Here is a 19031-nt window from a genome sequence, read left to right as displayed (position 1 = left end):
AGGAGCATGAAGCTTTACAGCTATTTCCGCAGTTCCGCTTCGTACCGCGTGCGTATCGCGCTGAACCTGAAGGGCCTGTCGTACGACTACGTGCCGGTGCACCTCGTGCGCGAGGGCGGCGAGCAACTGAAATCCGCCTACCGGCAGGTCAATCCGGACGGCATCGTGCCGACGCTGGTCGACGACGAGCAGCATGCGATCCAGCAGTCGCTCGCGATCATCGAGTATCTGGAGGAGACCCACCCGGAGCCGCCGCTCTTGCCGAAGTCGCCGGCCGATCGCGCGCACGCGCGCTCGCTCGGTCTTCAGGTGGCGTGCGAGATTCATCCGGTGAACAACCTGCGGATATTGAAGTACCTCAAAGACACGCTCGGCGTGGACGATGCCGCGAAGGACGCGTGGTATCGGCACTGGATCGAGCTGGGGTTCGGGACGCTCGAAGCGCGTCTCGCGGCCGATCCGCGCACGGGCAAGCTATGTGTCGGCGACACGCCGACTCTCGCCGATCTGTGCCTGATTCCGCAGGTCTTCAACGCAAAACGCTTCAATATCGACAGCACGCGTTATCCGACCATCCAGCGCATCTACGACTACGCGATGCAGCTCGATGCGTTCGCGAAGGCGGCACCGGGCGTGCAGCCGGACTCGGAGTGAATGGCCGCGCCGCCGGCGGTGCGCGCATGAAAAAAGGGCGTCGTTCCTGCGAACGACGCCCTTTTGCTTTACGTACCCGGGCTCTGGCGCAACAGCAACTGGGTGCGCAAGTGCCGCCTAGCTGCCGAGCAGCGCGTCGGCGAACTCTTCGGCATCGAACGGCTGCAGGTCCTCCACCTTCTCGCCCACGCCGATGAAATACACGGGAATCGGGCGCTGGCGCGCGATCGCCGCGAGGATGCCGCCCTTCGCCGTGCCGTCGAGCTTCGTGACGATGAGGCCGGTGAGGCCGAGCGCATCGTCGAAGGCCTTCACCTGGGTAAGCGCGTTCTGGCCGGTGTTCGCGTCGATCACGAGCAGCACTTCGTGCGGCGCGCCTTCGAATGCCTTGCCGATCACGCGCTTGACCTTCTTGAGCTCGTCCATCAGATGCAGCTGCGTGGGCAGGCGCCCGGCCGTGTCGGCCATCACCACGTCGATGCCGCGGGCGCGGGCCGCGCTCACGGCGTCGAAAATCACGGCGGCCGGGTCGCCGCTTTCCTGCTGCACGACCGTCACGTTGTTGCGCTCGCCCCAGATGGCGAGCTGCTCGCGCGCGGCGGCGCGGAAGGTGTCGCCGGCGGCCAGCAGCACCTTCTGGTCGAAGTGCTGCAGGTGCTTGGCGAGCTTGCCGATGCTCGTGGTCTTGCCCGCGCCGTTCACGCCGGCAATCATCATCACGAGCGGCTGCGCGCGGCCGAGCATCAGCGACTTCTGCAGCGGCGCGAGCAGGTCGATCAGCAACTGGCGCAGCGCTTCCTTCACCTGAACGGCTTCCGTGAGGCGTTCGGTGCGCACTTTCTGGCGCAGCGTTTCCAGCAGGTACTCGGTCGCGTCCACGCCGGCATCCGACATCAGGAGCGCCGTTTCCAGTTCTTCGTACAGATCGTCGTCGATCTTCGCGTTGACGAAGATGCTCGTGAGGTTCGAGCTCGTCTTCGCGAGGCCCGACTTCAGGCGGGTGAGCCACGATTGCTTCGCGGCGGGTTCGGGCGCGGGCGGCGGGACGATCTCGTCTGCCAGGGATGCCTGCGCGTCTGCGGGTCGTGCGGGCGCGGCGGCCGGCAGCGGGGCGGATACCGCCGGTGCGGTCGGCGCAGCCGGTACGGCCGATGCCGCGGGTGCCATGGGTGCCGCGGTCGCGTCTTCGCTTTCGGGCGCCGGCGTGGCTTCGGCGGCTTCTTCAGCCTGGGCGTTCTCGTCGGCCTTGGTGCCCCGGAGTCGTTTAAAGAAACTGAACATGATCTGGCGTCGTGGAGGCGCGTTGCGGATTGGGGCGGGATGGGCCGCGCCACGCCGGAGAACAGGCGGCAACGTGCGGAAAAGACGGCATTTTATCAGGCGCCCCCGGGCGCGTCGTTGCAGCGGGCGTGCGGCGCGCGTCCGGGCCTGTGGTAACGTTCGCGCATCAGGGGTGCGGCGCTGCCAAGGCGCGCCGCGCAGATCTTCGCCAGCCGTTCAGAAAAAAGCATGACCCGTTCTTCTTCCCCGCGCCCGCAGGGCGCCCGGTCCGGTGCGCCCGCCGCCGCTTCACGCGGTACAGGCGGTCGCGCAGGCGCTGGCCCGAGCCGCGGCAAAGCCGGCGGCTCGGGCGCCCACACGATCCGCATCATCGGCGGCGACTGGAAGCGCACGCCGCTGCCGGTGCTCGACCTCGAAGGGCTGCGCCCCACGCCCGACCGCGTGCGCGAAACGCTCTTCAACTGGCTCGGCCAGCAGCTCGACGGCCTGCGCTGCCTCGACCTGTTCGCGGGCAGCGGGGCGCTCGGCTTCGAAGCGGCTTCGCGCGGCGCCGCGCGCGTCGTGATGGTCGAGCGCAACGCGCGGGCCGCCGCGCAATTGCGCGCCAACCAGGCGCGCCTCTCGGCCCGCAGCATCGAAATCGCCGAAGCCGACGCGCTGCGCCTCGCCGCCGGTCTCGCACCGGGCTCGTTCGACGTGGTATTCCTCGACCCGCCGTTCGGCGACGCCGCGCTTTTCGCGCGTTCGCTGGACGTTGCCGTGCCGCTCGTCGCGCCCTTCGGCTGGCTCTACGTCGAGTCCGGCGAGCCGCTCGACCCGGCCGCGCGGCCTGCTCTCGCGGGCTGGAGCGTCGTGCGGGAGGGCAAGGCGGGTGCGGTCTTCTATCATTTGCTGCGGCGCGAAAATGAGGAATAATGCGCGTTCCATAACAAGCGGCGGACGGTTTTGCCGTCACGCGCGTGCTTGCGCCTGCCAGGCAGTAATCGGGGCCGGCGTGGCCCGGCGGCGGCTCGCAGCATTCGCGCCCCATTTCTGTTGAGAGAGGAGAAGCCTCATGGTAGTCGCCGTGTACCCCGGTACCTTCGATCCGCTCACGCGCGGTCACGAAGATCTCGTGCGGCGTGCGTCGAGCATTTTCGACACGCTGGTGGTGGGTGTTGCCGACAGCCGCAACAAGAAGCCGTTCTTCTCGCTCGACGAGCGTCTCGAGATTGCCCACGAGGTGCTCGGCCATTACCCGAACGTGCAGGTCATGAGCTTCACGGGGCTGCTCAAGGATTTCGTGCGCAGCAATAACGCGCGCGTGATCGTGCGCGGCCTGCGCGCCGTGTCGGACTTCGAATACGAGTTCCAGATGGCCGGCATGAACCGCTATCTGCTGCCGGATGTCGAAACGATGTTCATGACGCCTTCGGATCAGTATCAGTTCATTTCGGGCACCATCGTGCGCGAAATTGCCCAGCTGGGCGGCGATGTGAGCAAGTTCGTGTTTCCGTCGGTGGAAAAGCGCCTGCAGGACAAAGTGGCTTCGCTGGGCGGCGCTGTCGCGAAGTCCTGAGCGCTGCGGCAAACCGGCCTGAACCAGCGTAAACTACGGGGCTCTGCAATGAATGACGCCGGCCCGCGCGCCGGCATGAAGTGAGAACAGCATGGCCCTGATGATTACCGACGAGTGCATCAATTGCGACGTGTGCGAGCCCGAGTGCCCGAACGACGCGATTTCGATGGGCCCGGACATCTACGTGATCGATCCGAAGAAGTGCACGGAGTGCGTCGGCCACTTCGACGAGCCGCAGTGCGTGCAGGTGTGTCCGGTGGAGTGCATTCCGCGCAATCCGGAGCACCTGGAGTCGCCCGATCAGTTGATGGAGAAATACCGCGCGCTGATGGCGGCGAAGAACGGCTGATCTGTCTTGCCTCGGCAGCATGAAAAACGCGCCTCACGGGCGCGTTTTTTTCGTCGGCAATCCGGCAGCGCAGCTTATTTCACGATGCCGTTTAGCGCGGCCACGAGCGTATCGCATTCGTCATCGGTGCCGATCGTGATGCGCAGATGCTGGTCGATACGCGCGGCGTTGAAGTGCCGCACGAAGATCTCCTGCTCGCGCAGTTTCGCGCTGATGGCCGCTGCATCGTGTACGGGATGGCGCGCGAATACGAAGTTCGCCGCCGACGGCACGACCTCGAATCCGAGTTCCGCGAGCGCGGCGGTGAGCCGCGCACGGCTTGCCATGACGCGTTCGCGAGTCGCGCGCAGCCATTCGACGTCTTCGTAAGCGGCGATGGCCGCGGCCTGCGCCAGGCGATCGAGCGGATACGAATTGAAGCTGTCCTTCACGCGATTGAGCGCGTCGATCAGATCGGCGTGGCCGAACGCGAAGCCCACGCGCATGCCCGCGAGAGAGCGCGACTTCGACGTGGTGTGCACGACGAGCAGGTTCGGATAGCGGTCGATCAGCGCGATGGCCGATTCGGCGCCGAAATCGACATAGGCCTCGTCGACGATCACGACCGAGTTCGCGTTCGCCGCCACGAGCTTTTCGATCTGCGCGAGCGGCAGCGCGTGGCCCGTGGGCGCGTTCGGGTTCGGGAAGATCACGCCGCCGTTGGGCTGCGCGTAGTCCTCGATGCGGATCGCGAAGGCGGCGTCGAGCGGCACCGTGCGGTATTGCACGTCGTAGAGCCGCGCGTAGGTCGGGTAGAAGCTGTAAGAGATATCGGGGAAAAAGATCGGCAGGTCGTGCTTGAGCAGCGCCTGGAAGGCGTGTGCGAGCACCTCGTCCGAGCCGTTGCCGACGAACACCTGGTCGGCGCACAGGCCGTGATGCGCGGCCACCGTCGCGCGCAGGCGCTTCGCGACCGGATCCGGATAACGGCGCAGCGACTCGGCATGCTCGCCCAGCTCGGCGCGGATCGCATCCAGCACGCGCGGCGAGGGGGGATAGGGGTTCTCGTTGGTGTTCAGCTTCACCGGCTTCGCCAGTGCGGGCTGTTCGCCCGGCACGTAGGGTACGAGACGGTGGACGATGTCGCTCCAGTAACGGCTCAAGACTTCTCTCCTTCAGGGCATCGCTTCAGGTGGTCTGCGGCGGTTTGCGGGCTCAATCGTTGTTAGCCGTTGCGGTGCAGCTGCATGACTGCGCGGTCGGTTTCGCCTTTCACGAAAGTCGGCATGACGGCGAGCGCGCGCTCGATCGAGGCGTCGATCACGTCCTGCTCCTCGCGGCGCGGCGGCTTGAGCACGAAGTTCGCGACGTCGGGTTTCGCGCCGGCGCGTGCGCTTTCGGGAATCAGATCGCGCGGATGGCCGATGCCGATGCGCAGACGCCAGTACTGCTGCGTCGTGAGATGGGCGGCAATGTCCTTCAGGCCGTTATGACCGCCGCTGCCGCCGCCCAGCTTGAGCTTGACCGTGCCGGGCGGCAGGTCGAGCTCGTCGTGCGCGACGAGAATCTCGTCCGGCAGGATCTTGAAGAAGTGAGCGAGCGCGACGACCGACTGGCCCGAGCGATTCATGTAGGTCTGCGGCTCGAGCAGATGCACTTCCTCGCCGTAGAGGCGCGCCTTCGCGTAATGGCCGTGGAAGCGCCGCTCGTCGCGCAGCGTCGTGCCGGCTTCGCGCGCGAGCTGGTCCACGAACCAGAAGCCGGCGTTGTGCCGCGTCGCGGCGTATTCGGCGCCGGGATTGCCGAGTCCGACGATCAACCTGATCATGTGCTGTTGCCCGAGTCTGAAAACTGCGCTGGAAAACGCGCGGAAAAAACGCGAAAAAAAACCCGCCGGGGCGAACCGCGGCGGGTTACGTCGACCGTTTCAGAGAAACGGATCGAGAGGATATCGGTTCTATCCTGCAGCTTACTCGGCTGCGGCTTCACCTTCGGCTGCCGCCACGGCACCGGCCGGAACCGTCGCCGAGACGATCACCGGGTTTTCCGTTTCCACGTGCGGGACGAGCGTCACGCCGTTCGGCAGCGTGATGTCCTTGGCGTGCAGCGATTGGCCGGCTTCGATCTTCGCGAGGTCGACTTCGAGGAATTCCGGCAGCGAGCCCGGCAGGCACACCACTTCGATTTCGTTCAGGACGTGCGAGATGATCGCGCTCGCCAGCTTCACAGCCGGGTTGCTTTCCTGGTTCAGGAAGTGGAGCGGCACCTTCGTGTGGATCTTCTTGTTCGGATCGACGCGCTGGAAGTCCACGTGCAGCACGAGCTGACGGAACGGGTGGTATTGCACGTCGCGCAGCAGGACTTGTTGCGACTTGCCGGCCACTTCGATCTCGAGGATCGACGAATGGAAAGCTTCCTTCTTCAGGGCGTGCCACAGCGCATTGTGATCGAGCTCGATCAGTTGCGGTTCGGCGCCGACACCGTACACGATGCCCGGCGTCTTGCCAGCGTTGCGCAGGCGGCGGCTCGCACCCGTACCTTGCAGATTGCGTTCGAAAGCGATGACTTTCATGGTTTTCTCTTTTCAGTACACTGCCCGCGACCAGGCAGTAAAACGGGGCCTTTTCGGCCGATCTTGCTCAGATCGTCAGCCTGAAGGCCCCCGACAAGGCGGTGCGAAGCTACGTCCGCTCGCACCGATTACACCGGAGCGCGGCATCCTTGCGAATGCCGCGCTCCGGCGCGAATTGCTTAGCTCTCTGCGAAGAGCGACATCACCGAATCGCCACGGCGAATACGCGAGAACGTTTCGGCGAGAAGACCGGCGCTCGTGAGCGAGCGGATCTTCGCGCACGAACGCGCTTCGGCGCCGAGCGGAATCGTGTCGGTCACGACCAGTTCGTCGAGCGCGGAGGCGGCGATACGCTCGCCCGCGCCACCCGAAAGCACCGGGTGCGTGGCGTAGGCGAACACCTTCTTCGCGCCGCGCTCCTTGAGGACCTGAGCGGCCTTGCAGAGCGTGCCGGCGGTGTCGACCATGTCGTCCATGATGACGCACGTGCGGCCTTCGACTTCACCGATGATGTTCATCACTTCGGCGACGTTCGCCTTCGGGCGACGCTTGTCGATGATCGCGAGATCGCAGTTGAGCTGCTTGGCGAGCGCACGGGCGCGCACCACGCCGCCGACGTCCGGCGAAACGACCAGCAGGTTCTCGTAGTTCTGCTTGCGCAGATCGCCGAGCAGCACGGGCGTTGCGTAGATGTTGTCGACGGGAATGTCGAAAAAGCCCTGAATCTGGTCGGCGTGCAGATCCATCGTGATGATCCGCTCGACACCGGCGATTTCCAGCATGTTCGCCACGACCTTCGCCGAGATGGCGACGCGCGCCGAACGCGGGCGGCGGTCCTGACGGGCATAACCGAAGTAGGGGATGGCGGCGGTGATCCGGCCGGCGGATGCGCGCTTGAGCGCATCGACCATGATCATCAGTTCCATCAGGTTGTCGTTGGTCGGCGCGCAGGTGGACTGCAGGACGAAGACGTCCTTGCCACGCACGTTTTCCTGGATTTCGACCTGGATTTCACCGTCGGAGAAGCGGCTAACCATCGCCTTGCCGAGGGGAATACCGAGGATATTGACGACTTCCTGGGCAAGCGCGGGATTTGCGTTGCCAGTAAAAACCATCAGGCCGTCATGGCTGCTCATCATGCACCTGCTGCGGACTTGGGAGGGCGAGAGGAACTACAAGCGTTTCGCGACGCGCTGCATCGTAACCGCTGGAATTTTTGGCAGGGGAGGAAGGACTCGAACCCTCGCATGCCGGAATCAAAATCCGGTGCCTTAACCAACTTGGCGACTCCCCTACACTTAACTTTGCGCTTCGCTGAACGGGTAGGACGCTCAGTGAGGCTAAAACTTATGCCGCGAAAGCGAAGAGTGGATGCGTGTCCAGACTCGAGGTTACCGCGCTGCGCCAGTTCGCCCCAGTCCTTGCCGAATACTCATGCAGCTGCGATTGTGCCGCTTCTGCTTCGGCCCGGCTGGCGAACGCTGCAAATACGCTTGCGCCCGATCCGGTCATCCGCGCCGGTGCGATGTTGTTCGAGATGCACTCGAACCATTCCAGCACCTGCGCTACTTCCGCGTATTTTCCTGCGACAACCGCTTGCATATCGTTCTGGCCGAAGCTGTCTGGCCATCCGCTTTGCTGCTTGCCGTCTGCAAATTGCTGTGCAAGAAAGACTGCTATTGTGCAAGGCTTTGTGTCCCTTGTCAACGATTTTTCAGAGAAAATCGCGGCGGTTGGAACATGCACCTGCGGCGTCACGACCAAAAAATGACGCGGGGGCAATTGTACAGCCTCCAGCGCCTCGCCGACACCTTCGGCGAAGCCATTTTTGCCGAACACGAAGAACGGTACATCGGCGCCCAGTTTCAGTGCGAGCGCCTGCAATTCGGCGCGCGTCAGATTGAGCTTCCAGAGACGGTTGAGCGCGAGCAGCGTGGTCGCCGCGTCCGAGCTGCCGCCGCCGAGGCCTGCCCCCATCGGCAGGCGCTTTTCGATGTCGATCTCCACGCCTTCGTGCGTGCCCGTGTGCTGCTTGAGCAGCATCGCCGCACGCACGGTGAGGTCCTGTTCGGCGGGCACGCCTTCCACTTCGGTCGTGCGCATGATGCGGCCGTCGTTGCGGCGGTTGAAGTGCAGCGTGTCGCCCCAGTCGAGCAGCTGGAACACCGATTGAAGGTTGTGATAGCCGTCTGCGCGGCGGCCGGTGATATGCAGGAACAGATTGAGTTTCGCGGGCGCGAGACAGTCGCGCAGCGAGTCTTGGGTTTCGGTCATGATGCGTTGGGCGTGCGGGCCGCTTTTACTGGTCGAGCACGAGCTTGATCTGGAGCGGCGGGTCGTCGCGCGTGAGGTTCACGCGCTTGACGCCGGTGGCGGGTGCGTCGGCGTAGGCAACGTAGTCGATGGTCCAGCCATCTTGCTCGATCTGCCCGAGACGCGCCGGATCCTGCGGATCGGCCTTCGTATGCGCACGCGAAGTCGGTGCCACCGAAGGCTGCAGCCAGTAGCGCAGGCCTTCCACCGGCAGCGCGAAGCCGAGCGCCTGCTGCATCAGCGTCGAGACATTGTCCGCGGTGAGCGGCTGGCGGTTCGGCAGTTCGAGCGTCGCCTGCGCCGGCGACGAGGTGATGACCGCGAGCGTTTGCCCAAGCGGATTGAGCAGTTGCAGCGTCACCGTGGAGTCGGTCTCGCGCCAGTCGAAGTTGCCGTAGGCGTTGCGCTGCTGGCCGTTCTGGTCGACGTACTGCACCGCGAAGCGACCCTGGTAGGCGCGGCTCGTCTGCGTGGTGAGCGACGTCGTGGCGTTCGCGGTAGAGGGTTGACCGGCGGGAGGATGCGGCGTCGTGGCGCAGCCTGCGAGCGCGAACAGAGCGGCCGCCGCCATGCCGAGCGCCGGGCGCCGCAGAAAGCGGGCGCGATACGAAACCGGCGAGGCGGGGCGGAAAGTCGTTCGGTTATCTGCCATCAGCGAGAACCAGCGAGAGTCGGGGGCGGGGATCAAAGATCGTTGACCTGAAAGCGCTTGAGCGTTTTCAGGAGCGTGTCGTTGTCGGGCTCGAGCTTGCGCGCTTCGCGCCAGGCGTCGCGTGCGCCGTCCTGGTCGCCGTTCTTCCACAGCACTTCGCCCAGATGCGCGCCGATCTCGGCGTTCGGCTGCAGGCTGTAGGCCTTGCGCAGCAGCTTGATGGCGTCGGCGTTATCGCCCATCCGGTACTTCACCCAGCCCACGCTGTCCATGATGAACGCGTCGTCCGGGGCGAGCGCCGAGGCTTTCTCGACCAGCTTGTCCGCTTCCTGCAGGCGCAGGTTGCGGTCGGCGAGCGAGTAGCCGAGCGCGTTGTACGCCTGCGGATTGTCGGGCTGCGTCTTCATGAGCCTGCGCAACTGCGTTTCCATGACGTCGTAGTGGCCGGTTTTCTCGGCGGCCATCGCGTAGTCGTAGGCGAGATCGGGATCGTCCGGGAAGTCGGATACGGCCTTCGCGAGGCGCGCTTCCGCTTCCGGATAGCGCTTCGCGTCGAACAGGATCGCAGCGTCCGTGCGGGCGATCAGTGCCTGGTCGCGCGGATCGTCGGCCTGGATGCTCGCGAGCTGGCGGCGCGCGTCGTCGACCTTGCCTTCCTTGTCGAGCAGCTGCGCGCGCGTGATCTGCGCCGGAATGTACTGCTGGCTGTCCGGGCCGATCTTGTCGAGCCACTTCTGCGCCGTGGCGTCGTCCTTCTGCTCGGCGGCGAGTTGCGCGAGGTAGATGTAGCCCTGGCCCGGATCCGCGCCCGGGGTCTTTTCCGCGAGCTGCGTGTACTGGACCAGGTACTTTTGCGCGGCGTCGTAGTTCTTCTGCTGCACGGCGATCAGCGCGAGCGCCATCACCGGCATCAGGTCGTTCGCGTTGTCCTTGTGCAGCATCTCGAACTGCTTCTGCGCGTCGTCGAGGCGGTCGGCCGCGAGGTAGGTTTGTGCGAGCGCCAGACGCCCTTCATGCGACTTCGGGTTCTGCTGCACGTACTTTTCGATCGCCGCGATCCCTTCCTTGCGCTCTTCCGGACCCATCTGCGCGAGCATCAGCGCTGCGGGCAGATAGTCGGGCTTGATCGCGAGCGCCTGCTCGAACGATTTGCGCGCGCCGGGCACGTCGTCGGCCAGCAACTGCTGACGGCCGATCGCGAGCTGTGCCTCGGGACGGTTCATGTCGTCCTTGAGCAGATCCTTCAGCACGTTCAGCCCGCCCACGCGGTTCGGGCCCCGCGAGATCAGGAGCTGCAGCGAGACCAGCGCGGGGCCGCGCTGGTCGGCCGGCACGCGCGCCAGTTCGCGCGCGAGCAGCGGCCCGGCGTCGTCGGGGCGGCCGGAAAGCACGAGGAGCGAGGCGTCGAGCTGCGCAGCGCGCTCCGAATCCGGCGCGTACTGCTGCCACAGCTGGACCGCGTTCAGCGCGTCGGACGGACTCTGGGCCGCGAGCGCGATCTCGGTCGCGCGCTGCGCCATGCGCGGGTCGTGCGTGTCGCGCGCAAGCGCGAGATAGGTCTGGTAGGCGGGCGCCGGCTGGTCGCGTTGCAGCGCGATTTCCGCGGCGAGCACCTGGAAGACGATCTGGCTATTCAGGGCGACGTCGGGCAGATCCTTCTTCTCGTCGGCCGTTTCTGGGCCGAAGACATCAGGGATCGAGACGGAAGTGTCGTCGGTGTCGGGGGCCGGATCCTGCGCATACGCGCTCGATGTGGTCAGCGCCCAGGCTGCGAGCACCGCCGCGCCAAGAAGGCGGCGGGCACCGATGGCCACGGGCAGGCGCTGCGCCACGATGGACGGGCGCTTCGCAAACAGCTTTACGAAAGACAGTTCCATGGAATTCCGTCGAATGTTTCGGTCGATTGTAACGCGCTGGCTACAATACGCGCACAACGCGCACAAACGATTATGCAAGTTGCAGACCAACCCGGATCCGTCATCGGACCCGGGTATGACGAGGCCCTACGTTAGACATGCCAGAACTGCCAGAAGTTGAGGTTACCCGCCGGGGCATCGAGCCCTGGGTCGCCGGCCGCCGGGTCGAACGCGTGGACGTGCGCAACCCGGCGCTGCGCTGGCCCGTGCCCGCCGCGCTCGCGCGTACGCTGCGCGGCAGGACCGTGCGCTCGGTAGGACGGCGCGGCAAGTATCTGCTGTTCGAGGTCGAGGACGGCTGGTTCATCGTCCATCTCGGCATGACGGGCACGCTGCGCGTGATACGTAACATGCCGCGCCCGCCCGCCGCCGAAAAGCACGACCACGTCGACTGGCTCTTCGACGACTTCACGCTGCGCTTTCGCGATCCGCGCCGCTTCGGCGCCGTGCTCTGGCATCCGCGCGAGGCGGGCGACGTGCTGGGCCATCCGCTGCTCGCGGGGCTCGGCATCGAGCCGTTCACGCCGGCTTTCGACGGCGCGCTGCTCTATCGCGAAACGCGCGGCCGCAAGGTTTCTGTCAAGCAGGCGCTGCTCGCGGGGGATATCGTCGTGGGCGTGGGCAATATTTACGCATCGGAAAGCCTCTTTCGCGCCGGCATCCGGCCCACTACGCCCGCGGGCCGCGTCTCGCTCGCGCGCTACGAACTGCTGGCGGACGCGGTGCGCGCGGTGCTCGCTTCGGCGATCGAGAAGGGCGGCAGCACGTTGCGCGATTTCGTCGGCAGCAACGGCGAAAGCGGTTATTTCCAGCTCGAATATTTCGTTTATGACCGCGCCGGTGCACCGTGCCGCGTGTGCGGCACGCCGATCAAGCAGATCGTGCAGGGCCAGCGGTCCACTTATTTCTGTCCGCGCTGCCAGCGCTGAACTTCCGGTTCCTCCATGTATCGTTCTTCGTCCTCTTCCCGCGCGCTGCCTGCCGGAACATATCCGCCCGAACTCATCGCGAGCTTCGCGCCGCGTCTCATCGCATGGCAGCGCGAGCACGGCCGGCACGGCCTGCCGTGGCAGAACACGCGCGATGCCTATCGAATCTGGTTATCGGAAATCATGCTCCAGCAGACGCAGGTGGGCACCGTGATTCCGTATTACGCGCGTTTTCTCGAGCGTTTTCCGACGGTGGAAGCGCTTGCCGCCGCGCCGCTCGACGATGTGATGGCGTTGTGGGCCGGGCTCGGTTACTACACGCGGGCGCGCAATCTGCACCGCTGCGCGCAGGTCGTCGCGCAGGAGCACGGCGGGCGCTTTCCGGAGACCGTCGAAGGGCTCGCCGAACTGCCCGGCATCGGCCGCTCGACGGCGGCCGCGATTGCGTCGTTCGCCTTCGGCGCGCGCGAGACGATACTCGACGGCAACGTGAAGCGCGTGCTCGCGCGCGTGTTCGGCGTGGAGGGTTTTCCGGGCGAAAAACGCGTGGAAAACGCGATGTGGACGCTCGCCGAATCGATCGTTCCCGGCGCGGGCGCGAGCGATGCGGACGTGAGCGCCTACACGCAGGGGCTCATGGACCTCGGCGCCACGTTATGCGGGCGCGGCAAGCCCGATTGCGCGCGCTGCCCGTTCGCCGTGGACTGCGTCGCCAATACGACGGGGCGCCAGCGCGAACTGCCCGCCGCGCGCCCGAAAAAGGCCGTGCCGACGCGCCGCACGTGGATGCTCGTGCTGCTCGACGGCGATGCCGTGATGCTCGAGAAGCGTCCGCCCACGGGCATCTGGGGCGGCCTGTGGAGCCTGCCCGAAGCCGCCGACGAAGCGGCGCTCGCCGAGCGCGCGCAGACGTTCGGCGCTGCAAGCAAGGTCTCCCCGCTTGCGCCGTTCTCGCATACCTTCACGCACTTCAAGCTCGACATCGAGCCGCGCGTGGTCGAACTCGCGCGCGGGGCGCAGTCGGGCGCATCGGCCATCGAATTCGGCGATGGGCAGACCGCATGGGTGGACTTGCGCGAGATCGACGCGTTCGGCGTGCCCGCGCCGGTGCGCAAGCTGCTCGACGGCTTGCGCGGCTCGCTGATCTGAGGCCCGCGCTTGACCGCGAAGCCAGCGCGTCAGAGCAACTGATGCTGCTGCATGTAGTGATGCACAACGTCGATACGTGCGCCCGCATCGGGTAACTCCATGAGCTTCTGGCGCGCGCGCAAGGGGATCGGCAGCACTTCGGCAAGGCGGTTGGAGACCCACGATGGGTCGTCGAAGCGGAACGGCTCCGCGAACGGCACGCTCGCCGGATCGCGTTCGCGGATGGTCGCGATGATGCGTTCGAGCACCTCCGCGCACGCGCCGCAGCGCGCAAGCTGCTCGGTGCCTTCCAGCGGGATATCTTCGGGCAGCGGTTCGGCCATGCCGACGACGAGACCGTCGCTCTCCACCCGGTACGACAGCAGCCGGAAGCGCTGCGTGCCGTGCGCGCGGATCAGCAGCATGCCGAACGATTCGGCGTCGCACTGCTCGATTTGCGCGAGACAGCCGATGCCTTCGGGCACCGAGGGCTCGTCGGGCTGCGCCACCTCGCCGCCGCTCTTGAGCATGCACACGCCGAACGGCGTTTTCTCTCGCAGACAACGGCTGACCATGTCCAGATAACGCGCTTCGAAGATCTTCAGCGGCAACAAGCCGCCGGGGAAGAGCACCGTATGCAGCGGGAAAAGCGGCAAATCGGCAAGCACGGCAGGGGACGAGGACATGGCGCAACGCTTCCGGTTAAGGCCGCGCGCGCGGCCGGTTAGGCGATTAGCCGGGACGACTCTCCAACGTCGAGGGGCGCGTCGCGGTGGCGCACGATGACGTTCGTTTGGCCCGCGAAGCGCGTGGCCAGCGTCTGGGCAATGAAGACCGAGCGATGCTGGCCGCCGGTGCAGCCGATCGCGACGGTGAGATAGCTGCGGTTGTCCGCACGGAAATGCGGCAGCCACTTCGCGACGAACGCGTAGATGTCGTCGATCATTTCGTGGACGGCGGGCTGCGCGCGCAGGAAGTCGATCACCGGCTGATCGAGGCCCGTGAGCGGACGCAGGCGGCTGTCGTAATGCGGATTGGGCAGCGTGCGGACGTCGAACACGAGGTCCGCGTCGAGCGGCACGCCGCGCTTGAAGCCGAACGATTCGAAGGTGAGCATGAGCGAGCCGCGCTCGCCCTCGACGAAGGCCTTGACCCACGCGCGCAGCGCATTGGCGCTGAGGCTGCTCGTATCGACTTGATGACCGAACTCGGCGAGATTCGAGACGAGTTCGCGCTCGTGCTCGATGGCCTCTTCGAGCGACTTCAGCATGCCCACGTTGGCGTCGTGCGCGGCCGAGCCCGAGAGCGGGTGGCGGCGGCGCGTTTCCGAGAAGCGCTGGATCAGCGACTGCGTGCTCGCGTTGAGGAACAGCACGCGCACGTCGTGTTCGTGCGCGAGGTCGCGGATCATTTGCGGCATGTCGTCGAACGACGAGCTCGAACGCGCGTCGATCGCGACCGCAAGGCGGTCGTAGCCGTCTTCGGCGAGATATTGGGCGAGTTGCGGCAGAAAGCGCGGAGGCAGATTGTCGACGCAGAAATAGCCGACGTCTTCGAGCGCGGTCAACGCGACCGACTTGCCGGAACCCGAGATACCGGTGATCAGGATGATACGCATGGGAAAGTCGATGGACCTGATTGGGTCATCATAGCATCGGACCCGGGCTCCCGCGATGACACTCCGGGCGCTTCGGCGCCCCGCTTAAGGCCATGCCAGAAGCGTGCCCGGCGGCTCGGTCAGATCAGCTTGCCGGGAAACTGGCTGTCCGGGTCCTGCATGGCGAGACGCTGGCGGTCCATGAAGTCGCGCAGCGTGTCGATGCCGCGCAGCTGCAGGATCGTATTGCGCACGGCGGCTTCCACCAGCACGGCGAGGTTGCGGCCCGCCGCCACCTGGATCGTGACCTTGCTGATGGGCAGCCCCAGCACATCCACCGTCTGGCTTTCCAGCGGCAGGCGCTGGAACTCGCCGTCCGGGCGGCGCACGAGCTGCACGATGAGCTTGAGCTTCATCTTCCGGCGCACGGCCGTTTCACCGAAGATCGTCTTGATGTCGAGGAGGCCGAGGCCGCGCACTTCGAGCAGGTTTTGCAGCAGCGGCGGGCAGCGGCCTTCGACGAAATCGGGGCCGAGGCGCACGAAATCGACGGCGTCGTCGGCGACGAGGCCGTGGCCGCGGCTGATCAGTTCGAGGCCCAGTTCGCTCTTGCCGAGGCCCGAGTCGCCGGTGAGCAGCACGCCCATGCCGAGAATGTCGAGGAACACGCCGTGCAGCGTGGCGCGGGGCGCCAGGATACGCGACATGTAGAGGCGCAGGCTGTCGATGACGGTGGCCGCCGACATGGGCGTCGTGAAGAGCGGCGTGGACGAGCGCGTGCAGCGCAGGACCAGTTCGGGCGGCGCGGTCATGCCGTCCGCGACCACGAGGAACGGCGGTTCGAGGGCGATCAGCTCGGCCATGTGGCGCGAGCGGTCTTCGTCGGTCTGGCGCTGGTAGTAGTGGATCTCGGCGTCGCCGAGCACCTGGATGCGGTTCGGGTGGATCAGGTTCAGGTGGCCGACGAGGTCGGCGCTCGCCGTGGCCGTCGCCACCGTCTCGGCCGAAAAGCCGCGCTCCCAGCCTTCGTGCCCCGTCAGCCAGCTGAGCTTAAGCGTAGTGGCGTTGTCGTCGAAGATGCTTTGGGCGTTGATGCTGGACGTGTCCATGAGTCGGTGACTCCGCGAAGACTCGGGTTTAGGGCCGCGACGGTTCGAACCGGGCGCCGCCGCGTGGGCCCGGCGCCGCTTGCTCGCCGCTTTCGGCGGCGCGTTACATCAAGGTTGCCACTGGGTGAGCAGGCGATGCAACGTTTCGCGGTCCTGTTCCGTATGGAGGCGCTCGCGCGTCTCGCGATCCGACAGTAGTTGCGCGATCTCGGACAGGATTTCAAGGTGCTGCTGCGTAGCCTGTTCGGGCACGAGCAGGAAGATGAGGAGCGAGACGGGCTGGCCGTCCGGGGCTTCGAAGGCGATGGGTTCCGCGAGGCGCACGAAGGCGGCGAGCGGCTGCTTCAAGCCCTTGATGCGGCCGTGCGGAATGGCAACGCCTTCGCCGAGACCGGTGGAACCGAGGCGCTCGCGCGCGAACAGGTTGTCGGTAACGGTGCTGCGGGCGATGCCGTTCTGGTTTTCGAAGATCAGGCCAGCTTGTTCGAAGACGCGCTTCTTGCTGGTGACGGACAGGCCGAGGACGACGTTCTCGATGGGAAGTATTTTGGCTAAACGATTCATGTTGGCAGGCGAAAACGTGGCCTGAATGCTCCTCACCCCGGCAGAAAAGCGCGAAATCCGACACGCTGCTGCACGCCCCGATGGCGCGCGACTCTCGCGGCGAAGCCGGTGCCGGGACCGTGGGGACGTCACGCCCCGAAAACGACTGGACCATTATAGAACAAGCGTACGAACCGATGGTGCGATGCGCCATGCATTAGTGCAACCGTTCATGCGTGGTTGCACCAGTTCAGATCGTTCGATGTCCTCTACTCATGAAAAAGCCGCCCGTGCAGGGCGGCTTGTCTCTGGGGCCGGATCTCGAGTCGTCTCGTCGGACCCGCGGGGAATCACTGCGGAGGGATTTCGAGCGGCGGAGCGCTCTGATACTTCAGCGACTCATGCTGGTGGCCCTGCACGCGATCCTTGTGGCGCACGACCTGGCGATCGAGCTTGTCGACCACGAGATCGATGGCGGCGTACATGTCGCCGTTCGCGCTCTCCACGAAAATATCCTTGCCCTTCAGATGAAGGTTCACTTCAACCTTCTGTCTCCTATCCTTTTCCTTGTAGTTGTCGACCGAGAGGACCACATTGCCATCGATTACCTGATCGAAATGTCTTAGCACCCTGTCCAGCTTGGTGATCACGTATTCTCGCAACGCTGGCGTTACTTCGAGATGGTGTCCACTGATCTTCAAGTTCATAGTGCTTCTCCAGGCTAATAGCCGCCTGACGCGTCATGCGCGGCGATGCCGGTCGACTGGTGGGACCGCGTGAGGCTTCCCCGAAAAGGCCTGCGCGACGGACTACCTCGGCCGGCCATCGCCGCCAGAACTGGCGCCGCGGCCGGAAAGTGCCCGTGCCGGAGCAAACCGGCAACAGGCTAAAGAGACTTGCGCAGATTGACTGCCGGGATCTTCAATGCCTCGCGATATTTCGCGACGGTGCGCCGCGCGACCACGAAGCCTTGTTCCGCCAGCAGTTCGGCTATGCGGCTGTCTGAAAGAGGAGATTTGGTGTTCTCGGCTCCTATCAGTTGCTTGATGAGGGCGCGAATGGCGGTGGATGACGCCGCGCCCCCGGTGTCGGTTGATACGTGCGATCCGAAGAAGTACTTAAATTCAAGTGTCCCGAATGGAGTCAACATGTATTTACCAGTTGTCACACGCGAGACAGTTGATTCGTGTAGGCCCAGCGTATCAGCAATCTCCCTCAAAACCAAGGGGCGCATGGCGATTTCGCCATGCACAAAAAAGTTCTTCTGCCGCTCGACGATGGCCTGCGAGACACGCAGGATCGTCTCGAAGCGCTGCTGGATGTTCTTGATGAGCCAGCGCGCTTCCTGCAACTGCTGACGCAGCGAACCGCTGCCCGGGTCGCCCCGGTTGTTGCGCAGGATGTTCGCGTAGAGATGGTTGATGCGCAGCTTCGGCACCACCTCCGGGTTCAGTTCCGCGTGCCAGTTCTGGCCCGTCTTCTTGACGATGATGTCTGGCACCACGTAATCGGCTTCGGCCTTGCCGTAAGCGGCGCCCGGAAACGGCTCCAGCGAGCGGATCAGCGCATGCGCTTCGCGCAGTTCGTCGTCGCCGGTCTTCAGTTGCTTGCGCAACCGCGTGAAGTCCCGTGCGGCGAGCAGTTCCAGATGGTTCGACACGATCTCGAGTGCAAGCGTGCGCGTAGGCGACGATTCGACGCGCAGCAGCTGGAGCCTGAGACATTCCGACGCGGAGCGCGCGCCCACGCCTGCAGGATCGAAGCTGTGCAGCAGCGCGAGTGCGGCGTTCAGTTCGTCGCCGTCGACTTCGAGCTCTTCCGGGATATCGGCAAGAATTTCCTCGCACGTGGCGCTCAGATAGCCGTCGTCGTCGAGCGATTCGATGAGGAACGTGATGAGCGCGCGATCGCGCGGGCTCGCCTGGGTCACGCGCAACTGCGCCATCAGGTGGTCGCGCAGCGTGGTGGTGGATTCGTGGATCTGCAGCGGGGGCAGGTCGTCGTCGTCGGAGGCGCTGCCGGGGCGGCCGTAGTCGTCGAGATTCCACTGGCTCGCGTCGCCGTTCGCATCGGACGCGAGGCCGTTGTATTCGTCGACGCCCTGCGGCTCGCCGTCACCGTTCTCGCTGCCGTTCGAAGAGGACGTCGAAGACGGGGACGAGCCCGACACCATCTCGGCGCCGGATGTCGGCGGTTGCGCGATCAGCGAGCCGTCGGCGGCCACGCGCAGCGGGCTCGCGATCCAGTCGTCGTCGTTCTCGAGCAGGGGGTTTTGCGAGATCGCCGTCGCCACTTCCTGCTGCAGTTCGAGCGTCGACAGCTGAAGCAGCCGGATGGACTGCTGCAGTTGCGGGGTCAGCGCAAGATGCTGCGAGAGGCGGAGTTGGAGGCTGGCTTTCATGGCAGTGTGCGATTCATTGTAAAGAGTTTGCCACGCCCGCGATACCACGC

General features: G+C 65.2%; 20 protein-coding genes and 1 tRNA gene. 6 read left to right on the top strand and 15 right to left on the bottom strand.

The window, feature by feature from the left end:
* Positions 1–6 precede the first annotated feature (6 nt).
* The gene (gene maiA, locus U5760_RS05970; protein WP_322010343.1) at positions 7–654 is read left to right on the top strand and encodes a maleylacetoacetate isomerase; all 648 of its coding nucleotides are present in this window, start codon (positions 7–9) and stop codon (positions 652–654) included.
* Positions 655–771: 117 nt separating this feature from the next.
* Here the strand turns inward: maiA and ftsY are convergent, their stop codons facing one another.
* On the bottom strand, positions 772–1935 hold the full coding sequence (gene ftsY, locus U5760_RS05965; protein WP_322010341.1) for a signal recognition particle-docking protein FtsY: 1164 nt from the start codon (positions 1933–1935) through the stop codon (positions 772–774).
* A 228-nt stretch (positions 1936–2163) separates the two neighbouring features.
* On the opposite strand from ftsY, the gene rsmD reads away from it, so the two are divergent.
* The 3 genes from rsmD to U5760_RS05950 all read left to right on the top strand — a co-directional run bounded on the left by rsmD (position 2164) and on the right by U5760_RS05950 (position 3842).
* Complete coding sequence (rsmD, locus tag U5760_RS05960; RefSeq protein WP_322010337.1) at positions 2164–2850, top strand: 16S rRNA (guanine(966)-N(2))-methyltransferase RsmD; 687 nt, start codon at positions 2164–2166, stop codon at positions 2848–2850.
* Positions 2851–2989: 139 nt separating this feature from the next.
* Entirely contained in the window at positions 2990–3493 is a 504-nt protein-coding gene (coaD, locus tag U5760_RS05955; protein WP_322010335.1) for a pantetheine-phosphate adenylyltransferase, read from the top strand.
* A gap of 91 nt (positions 3494–3584) precedes the next feature.
* Positions 3585–3842, top strand: a complete 258-nt coding sequence (locus tag U5760_RS05950; RefSeq protein ID WP_322010333.1) for a YfhL family 4Fe-4S dicluster ferredoxin — start codon at positions 3585–3587, stop codon at positions 3840–3842.
* Between the two features lie 74 nt (positions 3843–3916).
* Here the strand turns inward: U5760_RS05950 and hisC are convergent, their stop codons facing one another.
* From hisC to U5760_RS05910, 8 genes are all read right to left on the bottom strand, one after another.
* Positions 3917–4984 carry a histidinol-phosphate transaminase gene (hisC, locus tag U5760_RS05945; RefSeq protein WP_322010331.1) on the bottom strand — a complete coding sequence of 356 codons (1068 nt, stop codon included), beginning with the start codon at positions 4982–4984 and terminating at the stop codon, positions 3917–3919.
* Between the two features lie 62 nt (positions 4985–5046).
* On the bottom strand, positions 5047–5649 hold the full coding sequence (gene pth / locus U5760_RS05940; RefSeq protein ID WP_322010329.1) for an aminoacyl-tRNA hydrolase: 603 nt from the start codon (positions 5647–5649) through the stop codon (positions 5047–5049).
* Between the two features lie 141 nt (positions 5650–5790).
* Positions 5791–6393, bottom strand: a complete 603-nt coding sequence (locus tag U5760_RS05935) for a 50S ribosomal protein L25/general stress protein Ctc (RefSeq protein WP_322010327.1) — start codon at positions 6391–6393, stop codon at positions 5791–5793.
* Between the two features lie 179 nt (positions 6394–6572).
* A complete protein-coding gene (locus tag U5760_RS05930) occupies positions 6573–7529 on the bottom strand; it encodes a ribose-phosphate pyrophosphokinase (protein WP_322011065.1) in 957 nt (318 codons plus the stop codon).
* An 81-nt stretch (positions 7530–7610) separates the two neighbouring features.
* Positions 7611–7687: transfer RNA gene (locus U5760_RS05925), tRNA-Gln, on the bottom strand.
* A 53-nt stretch (positions 7688–7740) separates the two neighbouring features.
* Positions 7741–8667, bottom strand: coding sequence for a 4-(cytidine 5'-diphospho)-2-C-methyl-D-erythritol kinase (ispE, locus tag U5760_RS05920; RefSeq protein ID WP_322010326.1), 927 nt, complete (start codon positions 8665–8667; stop codon positions 7741–7743).
* Positions 8668–8692: 25 nt separating this feature from the next.
* Positions 8693–9277 carry a lipoprotein insertase outer membrane protein LolB gene (lolB, locus tag U5760_RS05915; RefSeq protein WP_322011063.1) on the bottom strand — a complete coding sequence of 195 codons (585 nt, stop codon included), beginning with the start codon at positions 9275–9277 and terminating at the stop codon, positions 8693–8695.
* A gap of 113 nt (positions 9278–9390) precedes the next feature.
* Entirely contained in the window at positions 9391–11235 is a 1845-nt protein-coding gene (locus U5760_RS05910) for a tetratricopeptide repeat protein (protein ID WP_322010324.1), read from the bottom strand.
* 137 nt (positions 11236–11372) lie between these two features.
* Here U5760_RS05910 and mutM point away from each other — a divergent pair, with 137 nt between their 5' ends.
* Entirely contained in the window at positions 11373–12203 is an 831-nt protein-coding gene (gene mutM / locus U5760_RS05905; RefSeq protein WP_322010323.1) for a bifunctional DNA-formamidopyrimidine glycosylase/DNA-(apurinic or apyrimidinic site) lyase, read from the top strand.
* 15 nt (positions 12204–12218) lie between these two features.
* Entirely contained in the window at positions 12219–13352 is a 1134-nt protein-coding gene (gene mutY / locus U5760_RS05900) for an A/G-specific adenine glycosylase (RefSeq protein WP_415914047.1), read from the top strand.
* Positions 13353–13381: 29 nt separating this feature from the next.
* Here mutY and U5760_RS05895 read toward each other — a convergent pair whose 3' ends face one another.
* From U5760_RS05895 to U5760_RS05870, 6 genes are all read right to left on the bottom strand, one after another.
* The gene (locus tag U5760_RS05895) at positions 13382–14017 is read right to left on the bottom strand and encodes an LON peptidase substrate-binding domain-containing protein (RefSeq protein WP_322010321.1); all 636 of its coding nucleotides are present in this window, start codon (positions 14015–14017) and stop codon (positions 13382–13384) included.
* A gap of 38 nt (positions 14018–14055) precedes the next feature.
* On the bottom strand, positions 14056–14949 hold the full coding sequence (gene rapZ / locus U5760_RS05890) for an RNase adapter RapZ (protein WP_322010318.1): 894 nt from the start codon (positions 14947–14949) through the stop codon (positions 14056–14058).
* A 119-nt stretch (positions 14950–15068) separates the two neighbouring features.
* Positions 15069–16037: an HPr(Ser) kinase/phosphatase gene (gene hprK / locus U5760_RS05885; RefSeq protein WP_027795920.1), complete on the bottom strand. Its 969-nt coding sequence runs from the start codon at positions 16035–16037 to the stop codon at positions 15069–15071.
* 108 nt (positions 16038–16145) lie between these two features.
* Positions 16146–16601, bottom strand: a complete 456-nt coding sequence (gene ptsN, locus U5760_RS05880) for a PTS IIA-like nitrogen regulatory protein PtsN (protein WP_028227674.1) — start codon at positions 16599–16601, stop codon at positions 16146–16148.
* A gap of 329 nt (positions 16602–16930) precedes the next feature.
* Positions 16931–17287 (bottom strand): ribosome hibernation-promoting factor, HPF/YfiA family, encoded by a 357-nt coding sequence (hpf, locus tag U5760_RS05875; protein WP_028227673.1) that lies wholly within the window; start codon positions 17285–17287, stop codon positions 16931–16933.
* Positions 17288–17466: 179 nt separating this feature from the next.
* Positions 17467–18981 (bottom strand): RNA polymerase factor sigma-54, encoded by a 1515-nt coding sequence (locus U5760_RS05870; protein ID WP_322010315.1) that lies wholly within the window; start codon positions 18979–18981, stop codon positions 17467–17469.
* Positions 18982–19031: the final 50 nt, after the last annotated feature.

Source organism: Paraburkholderia sp. J12, assembly GCF_905220215.1.
Taxonomy (GTDB): Bacteria; Pseudomonadota; Gammaproteobacteria; order Burkholderiales; family Burkholderiaceae; genus Paraburkholderia.
This window is presented reverse-complemented; position numbering and strand designations above follow the sequence as displayed.

Excerpts from the sequence above, each read along its gene's own strand:
- maiA (WP_322010343.1), top strand. The coding sequence starts at position 7 with ATGAAGCTTTACAGCTATTTCCGCAGTTCCGCTTCGTACCGCGTGCGT.
- ftsY (WP_322010341.1), bottom strand. The coding sequence starts at position 1,935 with ATGTTCAGTTTCTTTAAACGACTCCGGGGCACCAAGGCCGACGAGAAC.
- rsmD (WP_322010337.1), top strand. The coding sequence starts at position 2,164 with ATGACCCGTTCTTCTTCCCCGCGCCCGCAGGGCGCCCGGTCCGGTGCG.
- coaD (WP_322010335.1), top strand. The coding sequence starts at position 2,990 with ATGGTAGTCGCCGTGTACCCCGGTACCTTCGATCCGCTCACGCGCGGT.
- U5760_RS05950 (WP_322010333.1), top strand. The coding sequence starts at position 3,585 with ATGGCCCTGATGATTACCGACGAGTGCATCAATTGCGACGTGTGCGAG.
- pth (WP_322010329.1), bottom strand. The coding sequence starts at position 5,649 with ATGATCAGGTTGATCGTCGGACTCGGCAATCCCGGCGCCGAATACGCC.
- U5760_RS05935 (WP_322010327.1), bottom strand. The coding sequence starts at position 6,393 with ATGAAAGTCATCGCTTTCGAACGCAATCTGCAAGGTACGGGTGCGAGC.
- U5760_RS05930 (WP_322011065.1), bottom strand. The coding sequence starts at position 7,529 with ATGAGCAGCCATGACGGCCTGATGGTTTTTACTGGCAACGCAAATCCC.
- ispE (WP_322010326.1), bottom strand. The coding sequence starts at position 8,667 with ATGACCGAAACCCAAGACTCGCTGCGCGACTGTCTCGCGCCCGCGAAA.
- lolB (WP_322011063.1), bottom strand. The coding sequence starts at position 9,277 with ATGGCGGCGGCCGCTCTGTTCGCGCTCGCAGGCTGCGCCACGACGCCG.
- U5760_RS05910 (WP_322010324.1), bottom strand. The coding sequence starts at position 11,235 with ATGGAACTGTCTTTCGTAAAGCTGTTTGCGAAGCGCCCGTCCATCGTG.
- mutM (WP_322010323.1), top strand. The coding sequence starts at position 11,373 with ATGCCAGAACTGCCAGAAGTTGAGGTTACCCGCCGGGGCATCGAGCCC.
- mutY (WP_415914047.1), top strand. The coding sequence starts at position 12,219 with ATGTATCGTTCTTCGTCCTCTTCCCGCGCGCTGCCTGCCGGAACATAT.
- U5760_RS05895 (WP_322010321.1), bottom strand. The coding sequence starts at position 14,017 with ATGTCCTCGTCCCCTGCCGTGCTTGCCGATTTGCCGCTTTTCCCGCTG.
- rapZ (WP_322010318.1), bottom strand. The coding sequence starts at position 14,949 with ATGCGTATCATCCTGATCACCGGTATCTCGGGTTCCGGCAAGTCGGTC.
- hprK (WP_027795920.1), bottom strand. The coding sequence starts at position 16,037 with ATGGACACGTCCAGCATCAACGCCCAAAGCATCTTCGACGACAACGCC.
- ptsN (WP_028227674.1), bottom strand. The coding sequence starts at position 16,601 with ATGAATCGTTTAGCCAAAATACTTCCCATCGAGAACGTCGTCCTCGGC.
- hpf (WP_028227673.1), bottom strand. The coding sequence starts at position 17,287 with ATGAACTTGAAGATCAGTGGACACCATCTCGAAGTAACGCCAGCGTTG.
- U5760_RS05870 (WP_322010315.1), bottom strand. The coding sequence starts at position 18,981 with ATGAAAGCCAGCCTCCAACTCCGCCTCTCGCAGCATCTTGCGCTGACC.